The sequence below is a fragment of the Streptomyces sp. NPDC058335 genome (assembly GCF_042723915.1).
Lineage (GTDB): Bacteria > Actinomycetota > Actinomycetes > Streptomycetales > Streptomycetaceae > Streptomyces.
In genome coordinates this window covers 282,652-299,101 of the sequence record NZ_JBHXHX010000011.1, presented here as the reverse complement: position 1 = coordinate 299,101, position 16,450 = coordinate 282,652, and the positions used below count along the sequence as shown (strand labels likewise).

General features: G+C 70.9%; 15 protein-coding genes and 1 pseudogene. 6 read left to right on the top strand and 10 right to left on the bottom strand.

Annotated features, from left to right (window positions below; genetic code table 11):
• Positions 1–110: pseudogene (locus tag ACFWJX_RS23495) on the top strand (MerR family transcriptional regulator); the annotation flags it as partial.
• A 311-nt stretch (positions 111–421) separates the two neighbouring features.
• Here the strand turns inward: ACFWJX_RS23495 and leuE are convergent.
• The gene (gene leuE, locus ACFWJX_RS23490; protein WP_383246416.1) at positions 422–1,072 is read right to left on the bottom strand and encodes a leucine efflux protein LeuE; all 651 of its coding nucleotides are present in this window, start codon (positions 1,070–1,072) and stop codon (positions 422–424) included.
• A gap of 427 nt (positions 1,073–1,499) precedes the next feature.
• On the opposite strand from leuE, the gene ACFWJX_RS23485 reads away from it, so the two are divergent.
• Together ACFWJX_RS23485 and ACFWJX_RS23480 are read left to right on the top strand one after the other, a co-directional pair.
• The gene (locus ACFWJX_RS23485) at positions 1,500–2,474 is read left to right on the top strand and encodes a GlxA family transcriptional regulator (RefSeq protein WP_383246380.1); all 975 of its coding nucleotides are present in this window, start codon (positions 1,500–1,502) and stop codon (positions 2,472–2,474) included.
• A 451-nt stretch (positions 2,475–2,925) separates the two neighbouring features.
• The gene (locus ACFWJX_RS23480; RefSeq protein WP_383246377.1) at positions 2,926–4,740 is read left to right on the top strand and encodes a glycoside hydrolase family 15 protein; all 1,815 of its coding nucleotides are present in this window, start codon (positions 2,926–2,928) and stop codon (positions 4,738–4,740) included.
• Positions 4,741–4,815: 75 nt separating this feature from the next.
• On the opposite strand, the gene ACFWJX_RS23475 is transcribed toward ACFWJX_RS23480, so the two are convergent.
• The 4 genes from ACFWJX_RS23475 to ACFWJX_RS23460 all read right to left on the bottom strand — a co-directional run bounded on the left by ACFWJX_RS23475 (position 4,816) and on the right by ACFWJX_RS23460 (position 7,332).
• On the bottom strand, positions 4,816–5,463 hold the full coding sequence (locus ACFWJX_RS23475; RefSeq protein WP_383246374.1) for an HD domain-containing protein: 648 nt from the start codon (positions 5,461–5,463) through the stop codon (positions 4,816–4,818).
• Between the two features lie 101 nt (positions 5,464–5,564).
• On the bottom strand, positions 5,565–5,753 hold the full coding sequence (locus tag ACFWJX_RS23470) for a hypothetical protein (protein WP_383246371.1): 189 nt from the start codon (positions 5,751–5,753) through the stop codon (positions 5,565–5,567).
• A gap of 13 nt (positions 5,754–5,766) precedes the next feature.
• Complete coding sequence (locus ACFWJX_RS23465) at positions 5,767–5,979, bottom strand: OsmC family protein (protein WP_383246367.1); 213 nt, start codon at positions 5,977–5,979, stop codon at positions 5,767–5,769.
• Positions 5,980–5,988: 9 nt separating this feature from the next.
• On the bottom strand, positions 5,989–7,332 hold the full coding sequence (locus ACFWJX_RS23460; RefSeq protein WP_383246365.1) for a YbfB/YjiJ family MFS transporter: 1,344 nt from the start codon (positions 7,330–7,332) through the stop codon (positions 5,989–5,991).
• A 334-nt stretch (positions 7,333–7,666) separates the two neighbouring features.
• Here ACFWJX_RS23460 and ACFWJX_RS23455 point away from each other — a divergent pair, with 334 nt between their 5' ends.
• Complete coding sequence (locus ACFWJX_RS23455; RefSeq protein ID WP_383246362.1) at positions 7,667–8,281, top strand: aquaporin; 615 nt, start codon at positions 7,667–7,669, stop codon at positions 8,279–8,281.
• A gap of 31 nt (positions 8,282–8,312) precedes the next feature.
• Here the strand turns inward: ACFWJX_RS23455 and ACFWJX_RS23450 are convergent, their stop codons facing one another.
• Positions 8,313–9,161, bottom strand: coding sequence for a LysR family transcriptional regulator (locus ACFWJX_RS23450; RefSeq protein WP_383246360.1), 849 nt, complete (start codon positions 9,159–9,161; stop codon positions 8,313–8,315).
• A gap of 104 nt (positions 9,162–9,265) precedes the next feature.
• On the opposite strand from ACFWJX_RS23450, the gene ACFWJX_RS23445 reads away from it, so the two are divergent.
• A complete protein-coding gene (locus ACFWJX_RS23445) occupies positions 9,266–10,009 on the top strand; it encodes an SDR family oxidoreductase (RefSeq protein ID WP_383246357.1) in 744 nt (247 codons plus the stop codon).
• 384 nt (positions 10,010–10,393) lie between these two features.
• Here ACFWJX_RS23445 and ACFWJX_RS23440 read toward each other — a convergent pair whose 3' ends face one another.
• Positions 10,394–12,727 carry an FdhF/YdeP family oxidoreductase gene (locus tag ACFWJX_RS23440; RefSeq protein WP_383246354.1) on the bottom strand — a complete coding sequence of 778 codons (2,334 nt, stop codon included), beginning with the start codon at positions 12,725–12,727 and terminating at the stop codon, positions 10,394–10,396.
• Between the two features lie 38 nt (positions 12,728–12,765).
• The gene (locus ACFWJX_RS23435) at positions 12,766–13,284 is read right to left on the bottom strand and encodes an SRPBCC family protein (RefSeq protein WP_383246352.1); all 519 of its coding nucleotides are present in this window, start codon (positions 13,282–13,284) and stop codon (positions 12,766–12,768) included.
• Between the two features lie 354 nt (positions 13,285–13,638).
• Between ACFWJX_RS23435 and ACFWJX_RS23430 the strand changes: the two genes are divergently transcribed.
• Positions 13,639–14,334 carry a LysR substrate-binding domain-containing protein gene (locus ACFWJX_RS23430; protein WP_383246349.1) on the top strand — a complete coding sequence of 232 codons (696 nt, stop codon included), beginning with the start codon at positions 13,639–13,641 and terminating at the stop codon, positions 14,332–14,334.
• Positions 14,335–15,253: 919 nt separating this feature from the next.
• On the opposite strand, the gene ACFWJX_RS23425 is transcribed toward ACFWJX_RS23430, so the two are convergent.
• Both ACFWJX_RS23425 and ACFWJX_RS23420 read right to left on the bottom strand, forming a co-directional pair.
• Positions 15,254–15,682, bottom strand: a complete 429-nt coding sequence (locus ACFWJX_RS23425; RefSeq protein WP_383246347.1) for a hypothetical protein — start codon at positions 15,680–15,682, stop codon at positions 15,254–15,256.
• A gap of 593 nt (positions 15,683–16,275) precedes the next feature.
• Entirely contained in the window at positions 16,276–16,407 is a 132-nt protein-coding gene (locus ACFWJX_RS23420) for a hypothetical protein (RefSeq protein WP_383246344.1), read from the bottom strand.
• Between the last annotated feature and the right edge of the window lie 43 nt (positions 16,408–16,450).

The window sequence follows — 16,450 nt, the reverse complement described above, 5'->3', positions numbered from 1 at the left end:
CCGTCGAGGCCGCCTGCCGCATCATCATCCTCGAGGACCAGCTCGAAGAAGCCCAGCGTCTCAACGCCGAGTACCGCCGCACCGCATCCCGGCACCCGGCCGGCATCTGACCCGCCATCGGGGCGGTGACGCACAGGGCCCGCACCCCGCCACCGCAACCGACCTGGAGGGCCAGGTCGGTCCTTCCTCACGGGGCGGTCCCTGACGCGGATGGTGCGGGCTGTCCCCCGCGGGAGCGGGGCCGTACCGCCTGGGAACGCGTTTCCTTGCTGCCGTGGAGAACGGCGTGCACCATCGTCGGCCGTTCACTCTCCCGGCCTTCCCCCGTGCGGCCGCAGCGGTCAGGGAGGATCCGTCGGGTTCGGCAGTAGATCGCGCACGACCCGGGCCCGCCGCCGCAGCGAGGGTGACGCGCCCCGGCTCAGGTGCCGGCCAGCGACAGTTTGAGGGCGAACCCGAGGAAAAGTGCACCCGCGGCCGATGTGGCACCTGCTGCCAGCCGCTTGCGCCGCCGGAACGCTGCCGCCAGGCGCGTCCCGCTGAAGATCAGCGCGCTGAGGTACAGCACGCTCGCCAGCTGCGCGAACATGCCGAGGACGACGAACGACAGGGCCGGGTGCGAGTATCCGGGATCGACGAACTGCACGAAGAAGGCGACGAAGAACAAGATCGCCTTGGGGTTGAAGAGGCTGATGACCAAAGCCCGCAGGAAAGGCCGCTCGTCGGCGACGGCGGCGGACGGCACGCCGGGCGTGGTCCGTTCCCGTCGGCTGCGCCACATCCCCCACGCGGCCCGGAGCATCCCGATGGCCAGCCACGTCAGGTACCCGGCACCTGCGTATTTCACGATGCCGAAGAGCACGGCGTTGCCCTGAAGCAGCGAGGCGACACCGGCGGCGGAGAGGGTCATCAGCACGGCGTCGCCGCACCAAACACCGGCTGCGGCGGTGTAGCCGGGCCGCACCCCGCGCCGGGCGGCCACAGAGAGAACGTACAGCGAGTTCGGGCCGGGCAGCAGGATGATCAGGGCGAGGCCCGCCAGGTAGGTGGGGAGGTCGTTGACGCCGAACATGGCAGGAAGTGTCGCACGCAATTGCGGCACTTCCCAGGGCCGGTTGGCGTGCACGCTCCGCCATGCCGGCTCGGCCTGGTGTCAGCCTTCCTCTGCCACCCTTGGCGTCTTGGCCGACGGTGAGGCGATGTGACCACGGCCGTCGTCAGGGGGACGCCCCCTGCGCACCGGGCGAGCGACTACGAACGGTCACACCGGCGCTCTCACGGACGCCTCCGGCCGCCGGAGCCCCGCAGCCGTGAGCCTGCCGTGGCATGCGCCGGCCACCGGGCGACCCGGGCATGTCCGTATGTGAGCGTGCCGTGTCCGCCTGGGTGGTGTGCGGCCGCCGCGAGCCATGGCACGCTCGGTCGGTGGTGCACGGATCGGCCCCTGCCGCCGTGCCACCCGCTTGCCCCACGCTCCTCGAAGGACAAGGCTTCTCCTCATGAACACCCGTCGGCCCCACCAGATCCTCATGGTGGTCTTCGACGGTGTTCAGCTTCTGGACGTGACCGGCCCGCTGGAGGTCTACGCCGCGGCCAACGTCCACGGCGGCAACTACCGGATCAGCACCGCCTCCCTCGACGGAAAACCCGTCACCGCCACCGCCGGCGTGCGACTGGTCCCCGACCTGGCGCTGAGCGATGTCGACTTCGCCGTCGACACCCTGATGGTCCCCGGCCGCCCCGACTGGTGGGCGGCGGTGTCCGACACCCCACTCATCGAACGTGTCGCCCGTCTCGCCACCGGTGCCGACACGGTGGCAGCCATCTGCGCCGGGGCCTTTCCACTGGCCGCCACCGGTCTGCTGGACGGACGCAAGGCCGCCACCCACTGGCGGCTCGCCGCGGACCTGGCCGCGCGTTATCCGCGGATCGACGTCGACAGCGACGCCATCTTCGTCCGCGACGGGCGCTACATCACGTCGGCGGGCATCACCGCGGGCATCGACCTGGCCCTGTCCCTGGTCGAGGCCGACCTCGGCGCGGACATCGCCCGCGCCGCGGCGAAGTACCTGGTCGTCTTCATGGCGCGCCCCGGCGGGCAGTCCCAGTTCTCGGTGCGGCAGAACGCCAAGTACGGCACGGACTCCGTGCTCCGGCAGGTCCTCGACGCGGTGACGGCCGATCCCCGCGCGGACCACACGCTGACAGCCATGGCCCGCCGCGCCGGGGTGAGTGAACGCCACCTCACCCGCCTGTTCCGTGCGGAGACCGGCATGACCGCCGCCCAGTTCGTCGAACGCGTCCGGCTGGAGGCCGCCCAGGCGCTGCTCGAGAGCGGCAGCGACCCACTCGACCACGTCGCCCGCGCCAGCGGGTTCGGTTCGGTGGAGACCCTGCGGCGGGCGTTCCAGCGCATCCTCGGCATCACCCCCGGTGCCTATCGGGACCGGTTCCGCACCACTCACCAGGCGTGAAGGAACGCGGTGCGGGCGGGCTGCATGCCGAGCGCAGGGAGCCCGCCCGCACCGCGCGCGGCACCACTCCGGTGCCGCGAGCACCCGGAAGAAGGCAGGACACCGTGACCCACCAGGTCAGGGTGACCCACCAGGTCAGGGTTGCCGTCAATCACCATTCGTCGACGGGCCATGTGCACGCCCTCGCCCTAGCGGTGCCCGAAGCCGCCGCCACGGCCGGTGCGGACCCCCACGGCGTCGCCCACACCGACGGCCGAGGCAATAGCCGCGTCGGGAGCCTGCTGCCGATGTGGCGCGCGCCCGCGAGGTGCGTCACGCAGGTCGCCACCCGGCTCAGGGAAGGCCCGGCCGCAGCGCAGCCGCCCCCCAGGGGACCTGGCAGCGACAGGCCGGGAGGCCGTTCGGTGCTGCCCGGCGGGCCGTCTCGCCACACACTGGAGGAGTGACCGGCATGAGCGACCGTCCGATCGCCGATTACGCGCTGCTCTCCGACTGCCAGACCGCCGCGCTGGTGAGCCGGGACGGCTCCGTCGACTGGCTGTGTCTTCCGCACTTCGACTCCCGGTCGCTGCTGGGGCGGCTGCTCGGTCCCGACGCGGGTCACTGGTCGATCCGGCCCGCCGGCCCGTACACCTCACGGCGCGAGTATCTGGACCGCACCCTGGTGCTGCGGACCGAGTTCCGTACCGCCGACGGCCTGGTCACGGTTACGGACGCCTTGGCCTCCGGGCTCAACGATCGCGGCCATGACCTGGGCCGGCGTGCGCCGCATCTGCTGCTGCGGGTGCTGGAGTGCGTCGAGGGCGAGGTGGACGTCGACATCGAGTTCGCGCCGAGACCGGAGTACGGGGTGGTCCGTCCACTGCTCATCGCGCAGGAGGGCGGACTGCACTGCCACGGCGGCCCCGACACTCTGGGGCTGTGCTGGCCGGTGCCGTTGGAGATCACGGACATGGCCCGCGGCCGGTGCAGGCTGCGCGGCGGTGAGACCGTGGGGTTCGCGCTGCAACAGGTGCCCGCAGGCAGCGGCCCGGTGCTCTCGTCCCAGGAGGACATCCTCGTGCACCTGCGCGACACCGTCCGCAGCTGGCGTTCCTGGTCGGAACTCCACCAGTCCTACGAAGGTCCCTGGGCAGAGCTCGTCCACCACAGCGGCCGTGTCCTTCAAGGACTCACCTTCCAGCCGACCGGTGCGATCGTCGCGGCGCCGACCACCTCGCTGCCGGAATCCGTCGGTGGCGTACGCAACTGGGACTACCGTTTCGCCTGGGTCCGGGACGCCTCCTTCACCTTGGACGCGCTGTGGGTGGCGGCCTGCCCGGACGAGGCCGAGGCGTTCTTCCAGTGGATGGCGCAGGTCGCCGCGAGCGATCCTCGCCACTGCTCCTCGATGCAGATCATGTTCGGCATCCGCGGCGAACGCGACCTCAGTGAACGTGAACTGCCGCATCTGCCCGGCTGGCGGGGCAGCCGCCCGGTCCGCGTCGGCAACGGCGCCTGGCAGCAGAGCCAGCTCGACGTGTACGGCGAACTGCTGTCCGCCGCCCACCGGCTCCACCAGTACCTCGGCGGCCTGGACGCCCCGACCAAGGCGTTCCTCGCGGGCTGCGCCGACGCCGCGGCCACCCACTGGAAGTCACCCGACCAGGGCATCTGGGAAGTCCGCAGCGGACCACGGCACTTCGTGTACTCCAAGCTCATGTGCTGGGTCGCCGTCGACCGCGCGATCCGGCTGGCCGACGAACTCGACGCCGGCGAGCGGGTGGGGGACTGGTGCCGTGCCCGGGAAGAGATCCGCGCGGCGATCGAACAGCACGGCTGGAGCGACAAGGCCGGCGCCTTCGCGCAGGCCTTCGGCTCCGACGTCCTGGACGCGTCGGTGCTGACGATGCCGATCGTCGGGTTCGTCGCCGCCGACGCACCGCGGATGAGGGCCACCATCGACGCCGTACGCGAGCGGCTCACCGGCCCGGACGGCCTCGTCTACCGGTATCTGGCCACGGACGACGGCCTGCCCGGCGACGAAGGCACCTTCCTGCTCTGTACGTTCTGGCTGGCCCATGCCCTCGCCCTGGCGGGGGAGCCGGAGGCGGCCCGTGACGTCTTCGAGCGGGCGGCGGGCTGTGCCAACGACGTCGGTCTCCTCGCCGAGGAGGTCGACCCGGTCGGGGGGGAACTGCTCGGCAACTTCCCGCAGGCGTTCAGTCACATCGGCCTCGTGAACGCCGCCTGGGCCATCGGCCAGGCCACGTCGTCCGGGCGCTGATGCGAGAGAGGGGACCTGCTCCGGGCCCTCGGGCCCAGGGCACGTCCCTGCCTGACGGCGCGTCGTGGCGCCCGCTCACTCGGGCCAGTCGGATCCCAGGATGATGTCGACGAAGTTCTCGCGCCGGTACCCGGGTGCGTACCGCTCCAGCACATCGGCTTTGACGTTGCCGAACGTCGTGTGCGGACGGTGGACCGTGCCCGCGGTGAACTCCTTGAGGATCTGCTGCTTGAAGCCGGGGCGCGGGTGCACGGCGACGACCTCCGTGCGAGCGGCCGTCCCGATCTCGTCCAGGCCCATGCCCAGGACATCGGCCTCCACCCCGGCGGTGACGAGCGCGACCTCGGGTGCCATGTGCCAGGGGATCTCAGGGGTGGTGTGGAGCGCGATGCCCTCCCACACCAGCTGGCGGTCGTCGGGGCCGATGCCGTGCTGCTGGAGAAAACGGCGCGCCTCGTCCGCGCCATCGATCTCGAACCGCTGATCGGCGCGGCGGTACCGCTCCGTCAGGCCGAGGTCGTGGAAGAGGGCGCCGACGTAGAGGAGTTCCGCGTCCGCGTGCAGCCCGCGGGCCTGACCGCGCAGTGATCCCCAGAAGAAGACGCGCCGGGAGTGGTGGAAGACGGTCGGCGATGCCGCCTCGCGGACCAACTCGGTGGCCTCATTGACCAGTGTGCTGTCGGGCACGGTGATGCCGGCCACCGTGGTCGGGGCAGTGGGCATGTGTTCCTCCTGTGACGAGTGGTGGGGAGAGATGAGGACGGGCGGGAGGTGGGGTGGCCGGCACCGGCACAGTCTGGCCGGGGCCGGCCACCCCTCGTGGGTCAGCCCGTGGCCGCCGTGGCGGGCCGGACGGTCGTACGGGTGCGGACATGCACCGAGTCGCCGAGCATGCGCAGCACGGGAGAGCGCTGGGCTGTGGTCGCGAGCCGGTGGGCCCGCTCCTCGTCCAGATCGCCGGAGGGTTCGGCCTCCTTGACGACCTGTCCGCGCGGACCGCTCCGATACTCCACGTACGTGGAGTACTCACCTCGACGCCGGTGAGACCCAGCCCGACGTGCGGGCGCCGAGGCCGGCGAGGAGCGGTTCGACCGGAGTGGGGCCGGTCTCGGTGCCGATCGGGCCGGGCTCGTCGGCGGCCAGCCGGTGTGCGCCGATCTCGATCGTGCGGCCGGCCCGCCGATGCCGTTCTCGCGGACGTGGACAGTCCTTCCGGACATGGTGTGTCTCCTTTCCCACCGCCCGGCTTCACCGCTGTTCGACGGGGGCGCGGTGCGCGGCGTCGGCTTCGGCGGAGGCGCGCGGGGTGGCGGCCTCGGTGGAGGTGCAATGGGGGATGGTCTCGGTGGAGGCCGGCGTGGTGGCGGGTGCGCTGACCGGCTCGTCCTGGGCTGCGGCCGGGCGTTCGCGCTGGGTGAGTGCGACGGCCGCGGAGACGACGAGCAGGATGACGGACAGCCATAGTCCCTTGGCGATACCGCCCTCGGAGTCGGACAGGACGCCCGATATCAGCGGTCCGACGGCCTGCCCGACACTGAAGGCGACGGTCAGCCAGGCGATGCCGGACGTCCAGGCGTGCTGCGGCAGCATCCGGCGGGCCAGAACCGTGATCGCGGTCGGGCCGGCCATGAAGGCGGAACCGAAGACGACCGCCGAGACGATCGCCGCTGCCAGCCCGTCGAACAGCAGCACGGGCAGTACGCCCACCAGCACGACGACGGAGACCAGCGCCGGAGCCGTGCCGCCGCGCAGCCGCCCGATGACGCGGCCCCATACCAGCAGCGTGGCCAGGGCGCTGGCCGAGCCCAGCACGATGAAGAATCCGGCCGTGTTCCAGGTGCTCAGACCCTGATCGTGCAGCAGCGCGATCACGAAGGTCATGTACGAGACGTAGCCCGCGCCGAACAGGACGTACCAGATGAACGACGGCGTCATGCGGCCCAGACCGGACCTTCCTCCCTGCGTCGCGCCGGCCGGCGCGGCCGGGGGCACGGCCCTGGCGGCCCAGGTGGCGGGACCTGCAGCGAGCAGCGCGAGCAGGCCCATCAAGAGCCAGCCGGCCTGCCATCCCGGGGACCCCCACGTGGTGAGCGCGGCGGGTACGACGATTCCGGACAGGACGACGCCGATGCCGACACCGGCCATGTAGACGCCCACGAGGACCGCCGAGCGCTGCTGACGCCCGCCCGCGTGGACGCGCGACGCCAGGGCCGAACCGACGACGAAGGTGACCGCCGTGCTCAGGCCGCCGACGAAACGCAGCACCGACAGGGAGGTGAAGTCGCTGGTCAGAGCCGAGGCGAGCAGTGCCAGGGCGCTGATGAGGATGCCCAGGACGAAACTGCGGCCGGCGCCCAGGCGCTTCGACCACCAGGCGGCGCTGCCCGCGCCGATGATGTAGCCCAGTGCGTTCGCGGTGTTCAGGCCGCCCGCCGCCGTGTAGCTCCAGTCCAGCTCGGAACGCATGGAGGGCAGCAGTAGCGCGTAGGCGAAGCGCGTGAAGCCCAGTGCCACGACGGGCCCCGCGGCCAGTCCCAGCGCGATCAGGTATTCCGAACGCGGGCGAACCGCGCCAGCCTCCAGCGTGTCCATGGTCTCTTCCTCGCGAAGTCGGACGTCCTCGGCGCCGCCGTTCGGCGGCCTTGATACGGTCCTTGCGGCGCCGTACACCCGAATCAACCAGAGGAGCGTCCGTGGCCATGACCGTCCTTCGGGACACGTGGCCCTCGTATCGGGACACCGTCAGGGCCGGCACCGAACGGCGGGCGCGAAGACCTCGGGCACCGGCGGCCCCGTCCGGGCGGCGCGTGCACGCCGTTGACCGACTGAGTCCTGCGCCCGTGTCCGGAATCGAGGGTGGCCCGTCCCACGCGGCGGCGACGCGCCGCAGCCCTCACCCGGTTCCTGTCTGCATACCGCGGGCACCGTGCGACAAGGAGCCGGCCGACGTGGGTGCAGCGTCCCCGTCCACCGGATATGTCCCTGGTTCCGTGCCCAGGCCGCGTCCGGCGGCGGCCCGGTGGGCGTCGGACGCGGCCTGGGCACGGCGCTGATGTTGCTCGCCGTGACCGCTCTTGCTCGCCGGGAGTCCCGGCTGCACGACCGACTGGCCTCGGCGCACGCCAGTGTGCTCGTGGACGCCGTGATCAGCGGAGGTGTCGTAGCCCTCCTTAACGCCTCGCCTCTCGGCCGGATCAGAGGCGCCCACATGAACCCGGCGGTCACCATCGCCCTATGGGCCGTACGCCGCCTGTCAGCCGTCAGGTGCCGTTCTGCGTCTCGGCCCAGCTCCTGGGATCCGTGCTGGGCACGGTCGCGGGCCGACTGGTGCCGTTACGCCCGAGCGAGCTGCGCCGAGCTGATCTGCTGGACCTCCCCGCGCCGCCAACTCCCCCTCTGTCCCCGTGCCGCCGGGTTGCTCCCGGCCCGGCCGTCCGCGTGGCCAGGCGGACCTGGCATGGCCCGCCGTACGTCCTTGGTTCGCGCGCTGTGCCGCTCCGCGGCCGCCGGACGGACCGTGGCTGGGTGTCCATTTCGCTGAGCCCGGCAAATATCGCCGTCGGTTACGTCGGTTACAGGGCGGTGGCCACACGGACCAGACCCGCGACCGCCGTCGAGCGGCTGTGTGGGGGCCAGGCGATGACCGTGGTGACGCGGGGAGCGTCGATGACCGGCACGGCGGCGAGGGTGTCGCGCAGCTCGGTGCGGCCCGACTCCGGGACGACCGCGCAGGCGCGGCCGAGGGCGATGAGCTGGGTGAGCTGCGTGTGGTCACGTACCTGCGGGCCGGGGCCGTCCGGGAAGGTGCCGTCGGGACGCGGCCAGCGGGGCAGGGGCAGGTCGGGAAGATCGGTGACCTCGGCGAGCCGCAGGTGGGCTCGGACGCTGAGAGGGTGGCCCGCCGGGAGGATCGCGACCTGACCCTCGGTGTGCAGGTCCTCGGTGTCGAAACCGGCTGTGTCGTCGAACGGCCGGTGCAGCAGAGCCACGTCGGCCCTTCCATCGCGCAGCACCCCTGCCTGCTCGCCCGGCCCGCACAGCACGACGTCCACGGCGACGGCGGCGGGCTCGGCGGCGTAGGCGTCGAGCAGCTTCGCCAGCAGTTCGCCGGAGGCGCCCGCCTTCGCTGCGAGGACCACGGCCGGGCGGCCGGTCGCGGCGAGGGCGGCCCTGCGGGTACGCCGCTCGGCGGCCTCGACGGCGTCCAATGCTGCCCGCGCCTCCCGCAGCAGTACCGCCCCGGCTTCGGTCAGGGCGACGCCCCGGCTGCCACGCGTCAGGAGGGCGGCGCCCAGGCGCCGTTCCAGCCCGCCGATCGCCCGCGACAGCGGGGGCTGGGCGATCCCGAGCCGCTGCGCGGCCCGGCCGAAGTGCAGCTCCTCGGCGACCGCGACGAAGTACCGCAACTCACGTGTCTCCATCCCGCGAGCGTAACGGGGCTGTCCTGGAGCGATACCCGGACGGTATCGCCGTCCACCCGATCGGTCTTGGACGCCCTGCTGGGCGAGGGAGAAACATCGGTGCCATGAGTGAGACGAACATCGTGAACGAACACAAGGTCGCACTGGTGACCGGGGCCAACAAGGGCATCGGGTACGAGATCGCCGCCGGGCTCGGCGCCCTGGGCTGGTCGGTCGGGATCGGCGCGCGCGACGAGGAGCGGCGCGAGGCCGCCGTGGAGAAGCTGCGCGCGGCCGGCGTCGACGCGTTCGGCGTGCCGCTGGACGTGACCGACGACGCGACCGTGAACGCGGCGGCCCGCCTGATCGAGGAACGGGCAGGACGGCTCGACGCGCTGGTCAACAACGCGGGGATCACCGGCGGCGGACCGCAGGAGCCCACCACGGTCGACGTGAACCGGGTGCGGGCGGCAGTGGAGACCAACGTGATCGGCGTCATCCGCGTCACCAACGCCCTGCTGCCGCTGCTGCGCCGGTCGCCGTCGCCGCGGATCGTGAACGTCTCCAGTAGCGTCGGCTCCCTCACGCTCCAGACCACCGCTGGCGCCGAGACAGGCCCGATCGCCGTCGCCTACGCGGCGTCGAAGACATTCCTCAACGCCGTCACCGTGCAGTACGCCAAGGAGTTGGCCGACACGAACGTCCTGGTCAACGCCGTCTGCCCCGGCTTCACGGCGACCGACCTCAACGGCTTCCGGGGAGTACGCACCCCGCGACAGGGCGCGGCCTCCGCGATCCGCCTGGCCACCGTGCCGACCGGGGGGCCGACAGGCCGCTTCTTCGACGACGAGGGCGAGGTGCCCTGGTGATGCCCCGGTGGCCCACGCCACCCCGGAGAGGTGGCGCGTGCGCGTCCAGGTGACCATGCCTTCGGCTGGATCGGTTCGGCCGTCGCAGCCGAGCTACTGGCGGACCACGAAGTGGTCGGGCTCGCCCGCGCCGACGCCTCCGCCGACGTCCTGAAGCTCGTACGGCGTGTTGGCGGGGCGTCCGCGCTTGTCTCCGTCAGCGCGGCGGCGAGGTCAGGCCGGGAACGTCGGCGGGGGAGAGGCCGGGGCGGGCGCGGTACCGGCGTGCGGAGCGCCGCCATCGGCCGGAGGCGCTGCGGCGACGTCGACTTCCACCACCGACCGGACGTGACCGAACGCGGCAGGACCTGGCCATGGTCCTGGTGAAGACGAGCCGGCGGGAGATCAGTTCCGACCCGTCTCCGCTTGGGGCGCGGCAGGGGCAGGGGCAGGGGCAGGATCCAGCCGGACCACGATCCCCTTCGACGTCGGTTGGTTGCTCTTGTCGGCCACACTCTCCAGCGGTACCAGGACGTTGGTCTCGGGGTAGTAAGCGGCGGCACAGCCGCGCGTGGTCGGGTACGGGACCACACGGAAGCCCTCGGCACGGCGCTCGGCGTTGTCCTCCCACACACTGACCAGGTCGACGCGCTGCCCCTCGGCCAGGCCGAGCCCGGTGATGTCCTCCGGGTTGACGAGCACCACCCGGCGGCTCCCGTGGATGCCCCGGTAGCGGTCGTTCGACGTGTAGGGGACGGTGTTCCACTGGTCGTGCGAGCGCAGGGTCTGCAGCAACAGGTGCCCTTCGGGAGCGTGCAGCATCTCCCAGGCGTTCCGGGTGAACAGCGCCTTGCCGACGTCGTTGTGGTACACGCCCTCGTTGACCGGGTTCGGCAGCTGGATGCCGCCGGGACGCGTCACACGCCGGTTGAAGTCGTGCAGGCCCGGGACGACGCGGGAGATGCTGTCACGGATGACGCCGTAGTCCGCCTCGAACCGCTTCCAGGCGATGTCGGCCGTGCCCTCGGCAAGGGTGCGGCGGGCGAGCCGGCACAGAATGGCGACTTCGCTGAGCAGCAGGGGAGAAGCCGGCTGGAGGCGGCCATGGGAGGTGTGCACCTCGCTCATCGAGTTCTCGACGGTGACGAACTGCTCCCCGTCGGCCTGGACGTCCCGTTCGGTGCGACCGAGGGTCGGCAGGATGAGCGCGGTCTCGCCGCAGACGGTGTGGGACCGGTTGAGCTTGGTGGAGATGTGGGCGGTCATACGACAGCTGCGCATGGCCTCCTCCGTGATCGCGCTGTCCGGTGCGGCGCGGACGAAGTTGCCGGCCAGGGCGAGGAAGAACTTGATGCGGCCTTCGCGCATCGCCTTGATCGAGTTGACGGAGTCCAGCCCGTGGGCGCGCGGCGGATCGAAGCCGAACTCTTCCTGGAGCGCGTCGAGGAACTCGTCCGGCATCTGTTCCCAGATGCCCATCGTGCGGTCGCCCTGCACGTTGCTGTGCCCGCGTACCGGGCAGGCGCCGGTGCCGGCCCGGCCGACGTTCCCGCGCAGCAGCAGGAAGTTCACGATCTCGCGGACGGTGGGGACGGCGTGCTTGTGCTGCGTGATCCCCATCGCCCAGCAGACGATGACGCGGTCGCTGCGCAGCACCTCGTCCCGGACCTGATCGATCTCCTCGCGCGTCAGACCGGTTGCGGCGAGGATGTCGTTCCAGTCGATGGTGCGGGCATGCTCGGCGAACTCCTCGAAGCCCTTGGTGTCGGTCTCGATGAAGTCGCGGGCGAGCACCTGGCCCGGCCGGGCGTCCTCCGCCTCCAGCAGGAGCCGGTTGAGCCCCTGGAACAGCGCGAGGTCGCCACCGTTGCGGATGTGGAGGAACCGGTCGGCGATCTGAACGCCCTGTCCGATCACGCCCCGGGCTGTCTGCGGGTTCTTGAACCTCAGCAGGCCGGCTTCCGGCAGGGGGTTCACCGCGATGACCCGTGCGCCGTTGAGCTTGGCCTGCTCCAGCGCGGAGAGCTGCCGCGGGTGGTTGCTTCCGGGATTCTGCCCTACGACGAAGATCAGATCCGCGTGGTGCAGGTCATCGAGGCTGACCGTTCCCTTGCCTGTGCCCAGGGTCTCGTGCAGGGCGTAACCGCTGGATTCGTGGCACAGGTTGCTGCAGTCGGGCAGGTTGTTGGTGCCCAGCGCCCTGGCGAACAACTGGAGGACGAACGCGGCCTCGTTACTGGCCCGGCCGGAGGTGTAGAACACGGCTTCGTCGGGGGAGTCGAGTGACGTCAGCTCAGAGGCGAGCAGGCCGAGGGCGTCGTTCCAGCTGATGGGCTGGTAGTGATCGGATCCCGGCCGCTTGACCATCGGTTCGGTGAGCCGCCCCTGCTGGTTCAGCCACGCGTCGGAGCGCCGGCCCAGCTCGGCAACCGAGTACGTGCGGAAGAAGTCGGCGGTGATGCGCCGCGTCGTCGCCTCGTCGTTGATGTGCTTGGCGCCGTTCTCGCAGTACTCGTTGCGGTGCCGGTGGCCCGGCGCGGGGTCCGCCCAGGCGCAGCCGGGACAGTCGATGCCGCCCACCTGGTTCATGGTCAACAGCGTGTGCCCGGCGTTGCGGGGGGAGGTCTCCTGCAGGGAGTACTCCATCGCATGGACCACCGCGGGCACGCCCGCGGCCCACTTCTTGGGCGGGGTCACGGTCAGAGCCTCGTTCGGCTCGTCGCCGGGTGCCTTCGTCATCAGGTTGCCTCTCACTCACGCTGCTGCCGCTCGCGGAATCAGCCGACGGGCCAGCGGGCCACCCGGCTCCTGTGCGGCTTGGGTTCTTGCGGCCGTACACGTCCGTCGCGGATGGTGCCCCTCCAGGCCCCGGTCGCTTCTCCCAGGCCCTCGATGTACGCCTTGAAGTGCCGCAGCTCGTCTCGTAGGACACGGCCGGCCAGCCTGGGGACGCCGGAGAGCATGCCCACGGCGCCGCGCGGTTCGATGTGGATCCGCACGGTGACCTCCGTGCGGTCCGCCGCCGTGGGCCGGAACGTCACTTCGCCCCGGTGGGCGGGGTGCCGCCCGAGGGTTCGCCAGGCCACGTGCGAGTCGGGTTCCTGTTCCACGATCTCGGCCTGGAACTCACGGCGCACCGGTCCGACCGCCATGGTCCACGTGGTGAGGGCCGGCCTGACCTGGTCGACCTCCTTCACCACGGTCATGAACCGAGGGAAGCTCTTGAACTGCGTCCACTGGTTGTACGCGGTACTCACCGGAACCGCGACCTCGATCGTTTCCTCTACGGTATGCATGGCCCACCTATCGTCAGCCGCCGTTTGCCCCAGTCTCACCGCACACGCGGCTGGTCGCCACACACCACCCCTCACACAGCCGATGGCCGGGGCGTGCGCCACACCCCAATGCGGCACGCCGACGGTGACCGCTGCTGGTTGTCCCCGAGGGAAGGTGAGCGCCGCCGCTGCGCGCCGAGTCCCCACGTGTGACTCGCACCGCCCTGCGCTTCGAGCGACTGCCTCCCCCCTGCGCTGCCAGGCATTCGATTACCCCTCATGCAAGCCCCCTAACGTCGGCAGGACGGCACCCTCACCACCGGCGTTCACGGACTCAGGCAGCGCCAGAAGGCCAGCGAAGACCGTGTTTCCGATGTGGTGAGGCGGACGAGGCGCTCGTGGCAGCAGAGGGCGGCTGCCAGGCCGAGGAGGACACCTCTGGCCCAGCAGGCCCAGGTGATCCTCTCCGCCCACACAGAAGTCGACCTGGCAGCCCTGAAGCGGACCTTCATCCTGAAATGGCACGACGCCCTGGCCGCGGCAGCCGGCCCCGCACTGCTCCACTGCTTGTGCGTCGAGGCACCCGGAGTGCGTCTGCGCTTCCTGGCCGAAGCCAGTACCGACGCCCAGGACCCGCGACGAGGAGAAATCGACCCCGAAGCCGTATCCAGCCAACCCTCCTCGCCGAGATCCGCCACGAGATGGTGGGCCACGACCGGATCGTCCTCGCCCTGCGCCCCGCCCCTCCCCTGTGCCGCGGACCGCTCACCCTTGAGGACTGCGCGGCCGCCGAACAGATCACCGTCTCCCGCCGGGGACGGCTGCGAGCCTGTCGGGGACGCACTGGAGGCCCAGGGCGTGAGCCGACAGGTGGTGGCCGCCGCCCCGACCAACGCCACCGCCATGCAGTTCGTCCGTCATCACGACCTTGTCGCGGCAGTCCCCGAACCGATCAACCGTCCTCTCATGGCCAATTCCGGCCTCCGCACCCGGCCTCTGCCGCTGACGATGCCCGCCATCCCCATCTACCTCGCATGGCACCAGCGCAATGACAACGCCCGCCACGCGTAGCTGCGCGGGCAGGTCCGCAGCGCTCCCACGGCCGCGCCCAGCGGTACGACGGCGAGCAGTCCGAGCGTGGTGACCCACGCCAGGGTCAGCCAGTCGCCCGGCCTGGCTCGGGGCTTCCGTACTCGATCAGGCCGATCGCTTTCATGTCAGGACTGCAGGATGTGTAGCGGCGCATACGGTGTGAAGCGGGGTGTCACTCGACTTCGTCGAGCCGGTGCGGTCGCATGTCCTCGGTGCCGAGGGTGGCCTGTCCGGCCCGCTCCTCCTCGGGGGTCAGCAGCGGCGACACCACCTCAATCAGCCGGGGCCGGCGCGCATCCAGAAACTCAACCCCCGCAGAGGAAAACCGCGTTGGTCGCAGCCGCATGCCAGACGTGAATCGAAGACCTCTGAGGGCTGCGTGCATACGTGCGCGGACGCACACCTGGGCGCTGAGCTGCTTGCTCGGGCGGGGCACGTGGGCGATATCCGCGCGGCGGGCAGCGCCGAACCCATGAGCACCACGGAGACCACCACAACCGTCGGGGCCCCAGCGCCTCTGCCACGCCGTCGGCGAGAGCGTCTCGTCGTCACGGGCCGGGTCTGTCACCGGGCTTTCCATTTCACGGAGGACGGCGACCCACAAGCCGAGGTCTTGCGTCAGTCCGGTCCTTGAGCCAGCCCAGGCTCTCAGCGATGTAGATGCTGAACTCCACGGCTTCCGGATCCACTTCTCCGTGTCGGCCAGTGCCTCCATGGCGTCAGGTCACCGAGCAGTCCATCCAGTGGTGATCCGGAGGGAAGCCGTCAGCGACGGGAGGCGACGCAGCCCGTTCGTCCAACACGGTGAAGTGGGACGAACGGGCCACTGACGGTCGCCGGCCTCTTCGGCGCGTTAACCACGTACGGGTGCAGGGGCACATCCGCCCCTGCGTACCGGCTAGTGGTCGTTGAGGTAATAGTGCGTCGTCTGGTAGTCGCGGTCCGGACCCAGCCAGATCGTGACGCCGATCGACGTGTTCTCAGGGAGGTCGTATACGCCCCCCTGTGAAGCACGGGCCGTGGCGCATGCTCCCTCTCCGCCCGAGGCGGTGAGGGTGTAGCGGATGTGATAGGCGCCGCTGCTCGCCTGGGCGGCGATTTGGACCCGCGGAGCGTATCCGTCGGCGTCCGTGTCGCAGAGCGAGACGATGTCGCCGTGCTCAGCGATGTAGACCGTGCCACCCGGGTTGGAGTCCGATGTGGTCCACGTGTGGTCCCAACCGCCGCTGGGCGGATCAATAACCGCCGACGCCGACGTCGCGGTGGCGAGTGCCCCGCCGGCAAGGAAAACGGTGGTTGCGGCCAAGGCCGCGATCTTGTGGCGCATCTCGTGTGCCCCCCTCCTTATGCTCGCTCGCGCAGTCCGGCGAGCGGAGCAGAAATGGTCGAATCAGTGAAAGGATGTCGGGCCGCCTTGAACGTGTCATTGGCGCTCCGTCCAGAGTCGCTTAGCCCTGCGTCTCAAGGTGCCCTGCCGCGATGGGGAGCCATGGCCCGAGCAGGTCACCGGTGGAGCCATGGACGAACCCCGTCAAGGGCGATCTGGACACACGACAACGCCCCGCTGCTCGGGCAGCCCACTGACCTCGGTCATCACCGGGGCAGGATCTGCGTGACGCGCCACAGCCGGCGCGGCAGCTCACCTTCGTCGAAGGCGTAGACCTCGTTGAGCGTCCAGCCGTCGGCCAGGGCCTCGACCCGCGAACACCGCGAACACCGCGAACACCGAGACGTCGGGCAGGGGCAGCGGGTCGCGTACGTCGTGCACGACGGCGGTCACGCGATCGGCCAGGCCCTGCAGCCGGGCTGCGGTGCGCGGTTGGTCGAGATCGGTGGCGGAGAAGTCGGTGGCCTGGACGGTGAAGCCCTCGCGGGCAAAGTAGAGGGCTTACGCCATGCCCGGCGCCGAGCTCGACGACGTCACGGGCCCCGGCGGCGGAAGACGCCGACGGCGGTCGACGGCACCTTCTCGTACATGCCGGGGCGGGCGGCGTAGGCGTGCTGCCAGTGCGCAAGCTGCGCGTCAGCCAGGTCCTGCCCGTCGTCCGTCACGAACCTCGTCCTCTCCAGGGTGAGCCGAGCCGGCCCGTGCTCG

Bases quoted from the DNA above. Each gene is read 5' to 3' on its own strand.
- leuE (WP_383246416.1), bottom strand. From the start codon at position 1,072: ATGTTCGGCGTCAACGACCTCCCCACCTACCTGGCGGGCCTCGCCCTG.
- ACFWJX_RS23485 (WP_383246380.1), top strand. From the start codon at position 1,500: ATGAACACCCGTCGGCCCCACCAGATCCTCATGGTGGTCTTCGACGGT.
- ACFWJX_RS23480 (WP_383246377.1), top strand. From the start codon at position 2,926: ATGAGCGACCGTCCGATCGCCGATTACGCGCTGCTCTCCGACTGCCAG.
- ACFWJX_RS23475 (WP_383246374.1), bottom strand. From the start codon at position 5,463: ATGCCCACTGCCCCGACCACGGTGGCCGGCATCACCGTGCCCGACAGC.
- ACFWJX_RS23460 (WP_383246365.1), bottom strand. From the start codon at position 7,332: ATGGACACGCTGGAGGCTGGCGCGGTTCGCCCGCGTTCGGAATACCTG.
- ACFWJX_RS23450 (WP_383246360.1), bottom strand. From the start codon at position 9,161: ATGGAGACACGTGAGTTGCGGTACTTCGTCGCGGTCGCCGAGGAGCTG.
- ACFWJX_RS23445 (WP_383246357.1), top strand. From the start codon at position 9,266: ATGAGTGAGACGAACATCGTGAACGAACACAAGGTCGCACTGGTGACC.
- ACFWJX_RS23440 (WP_383246354.1), bottom strand. From the start codon at position 12,727: ATGACGAAGGCACCCGGCGACGAGCCGAACGAGGCTCTGACCGTGACC.
- ACFWJX_RS23435 (WP_383246352.1), bottom strand. From the start codon at position 13,284: ATGCATACCGTAGAGGAAACGATCGAGGTCGCGGTTCCGGTGAGTACC.
- ACFWJX_RS23425 (WP_383246347.1), bottom strand. From the start codon at position 15,682: ATGCGCCACAAGATCGCGGCCTTGGCCGCAACCACCGTTTTCCTTGCC.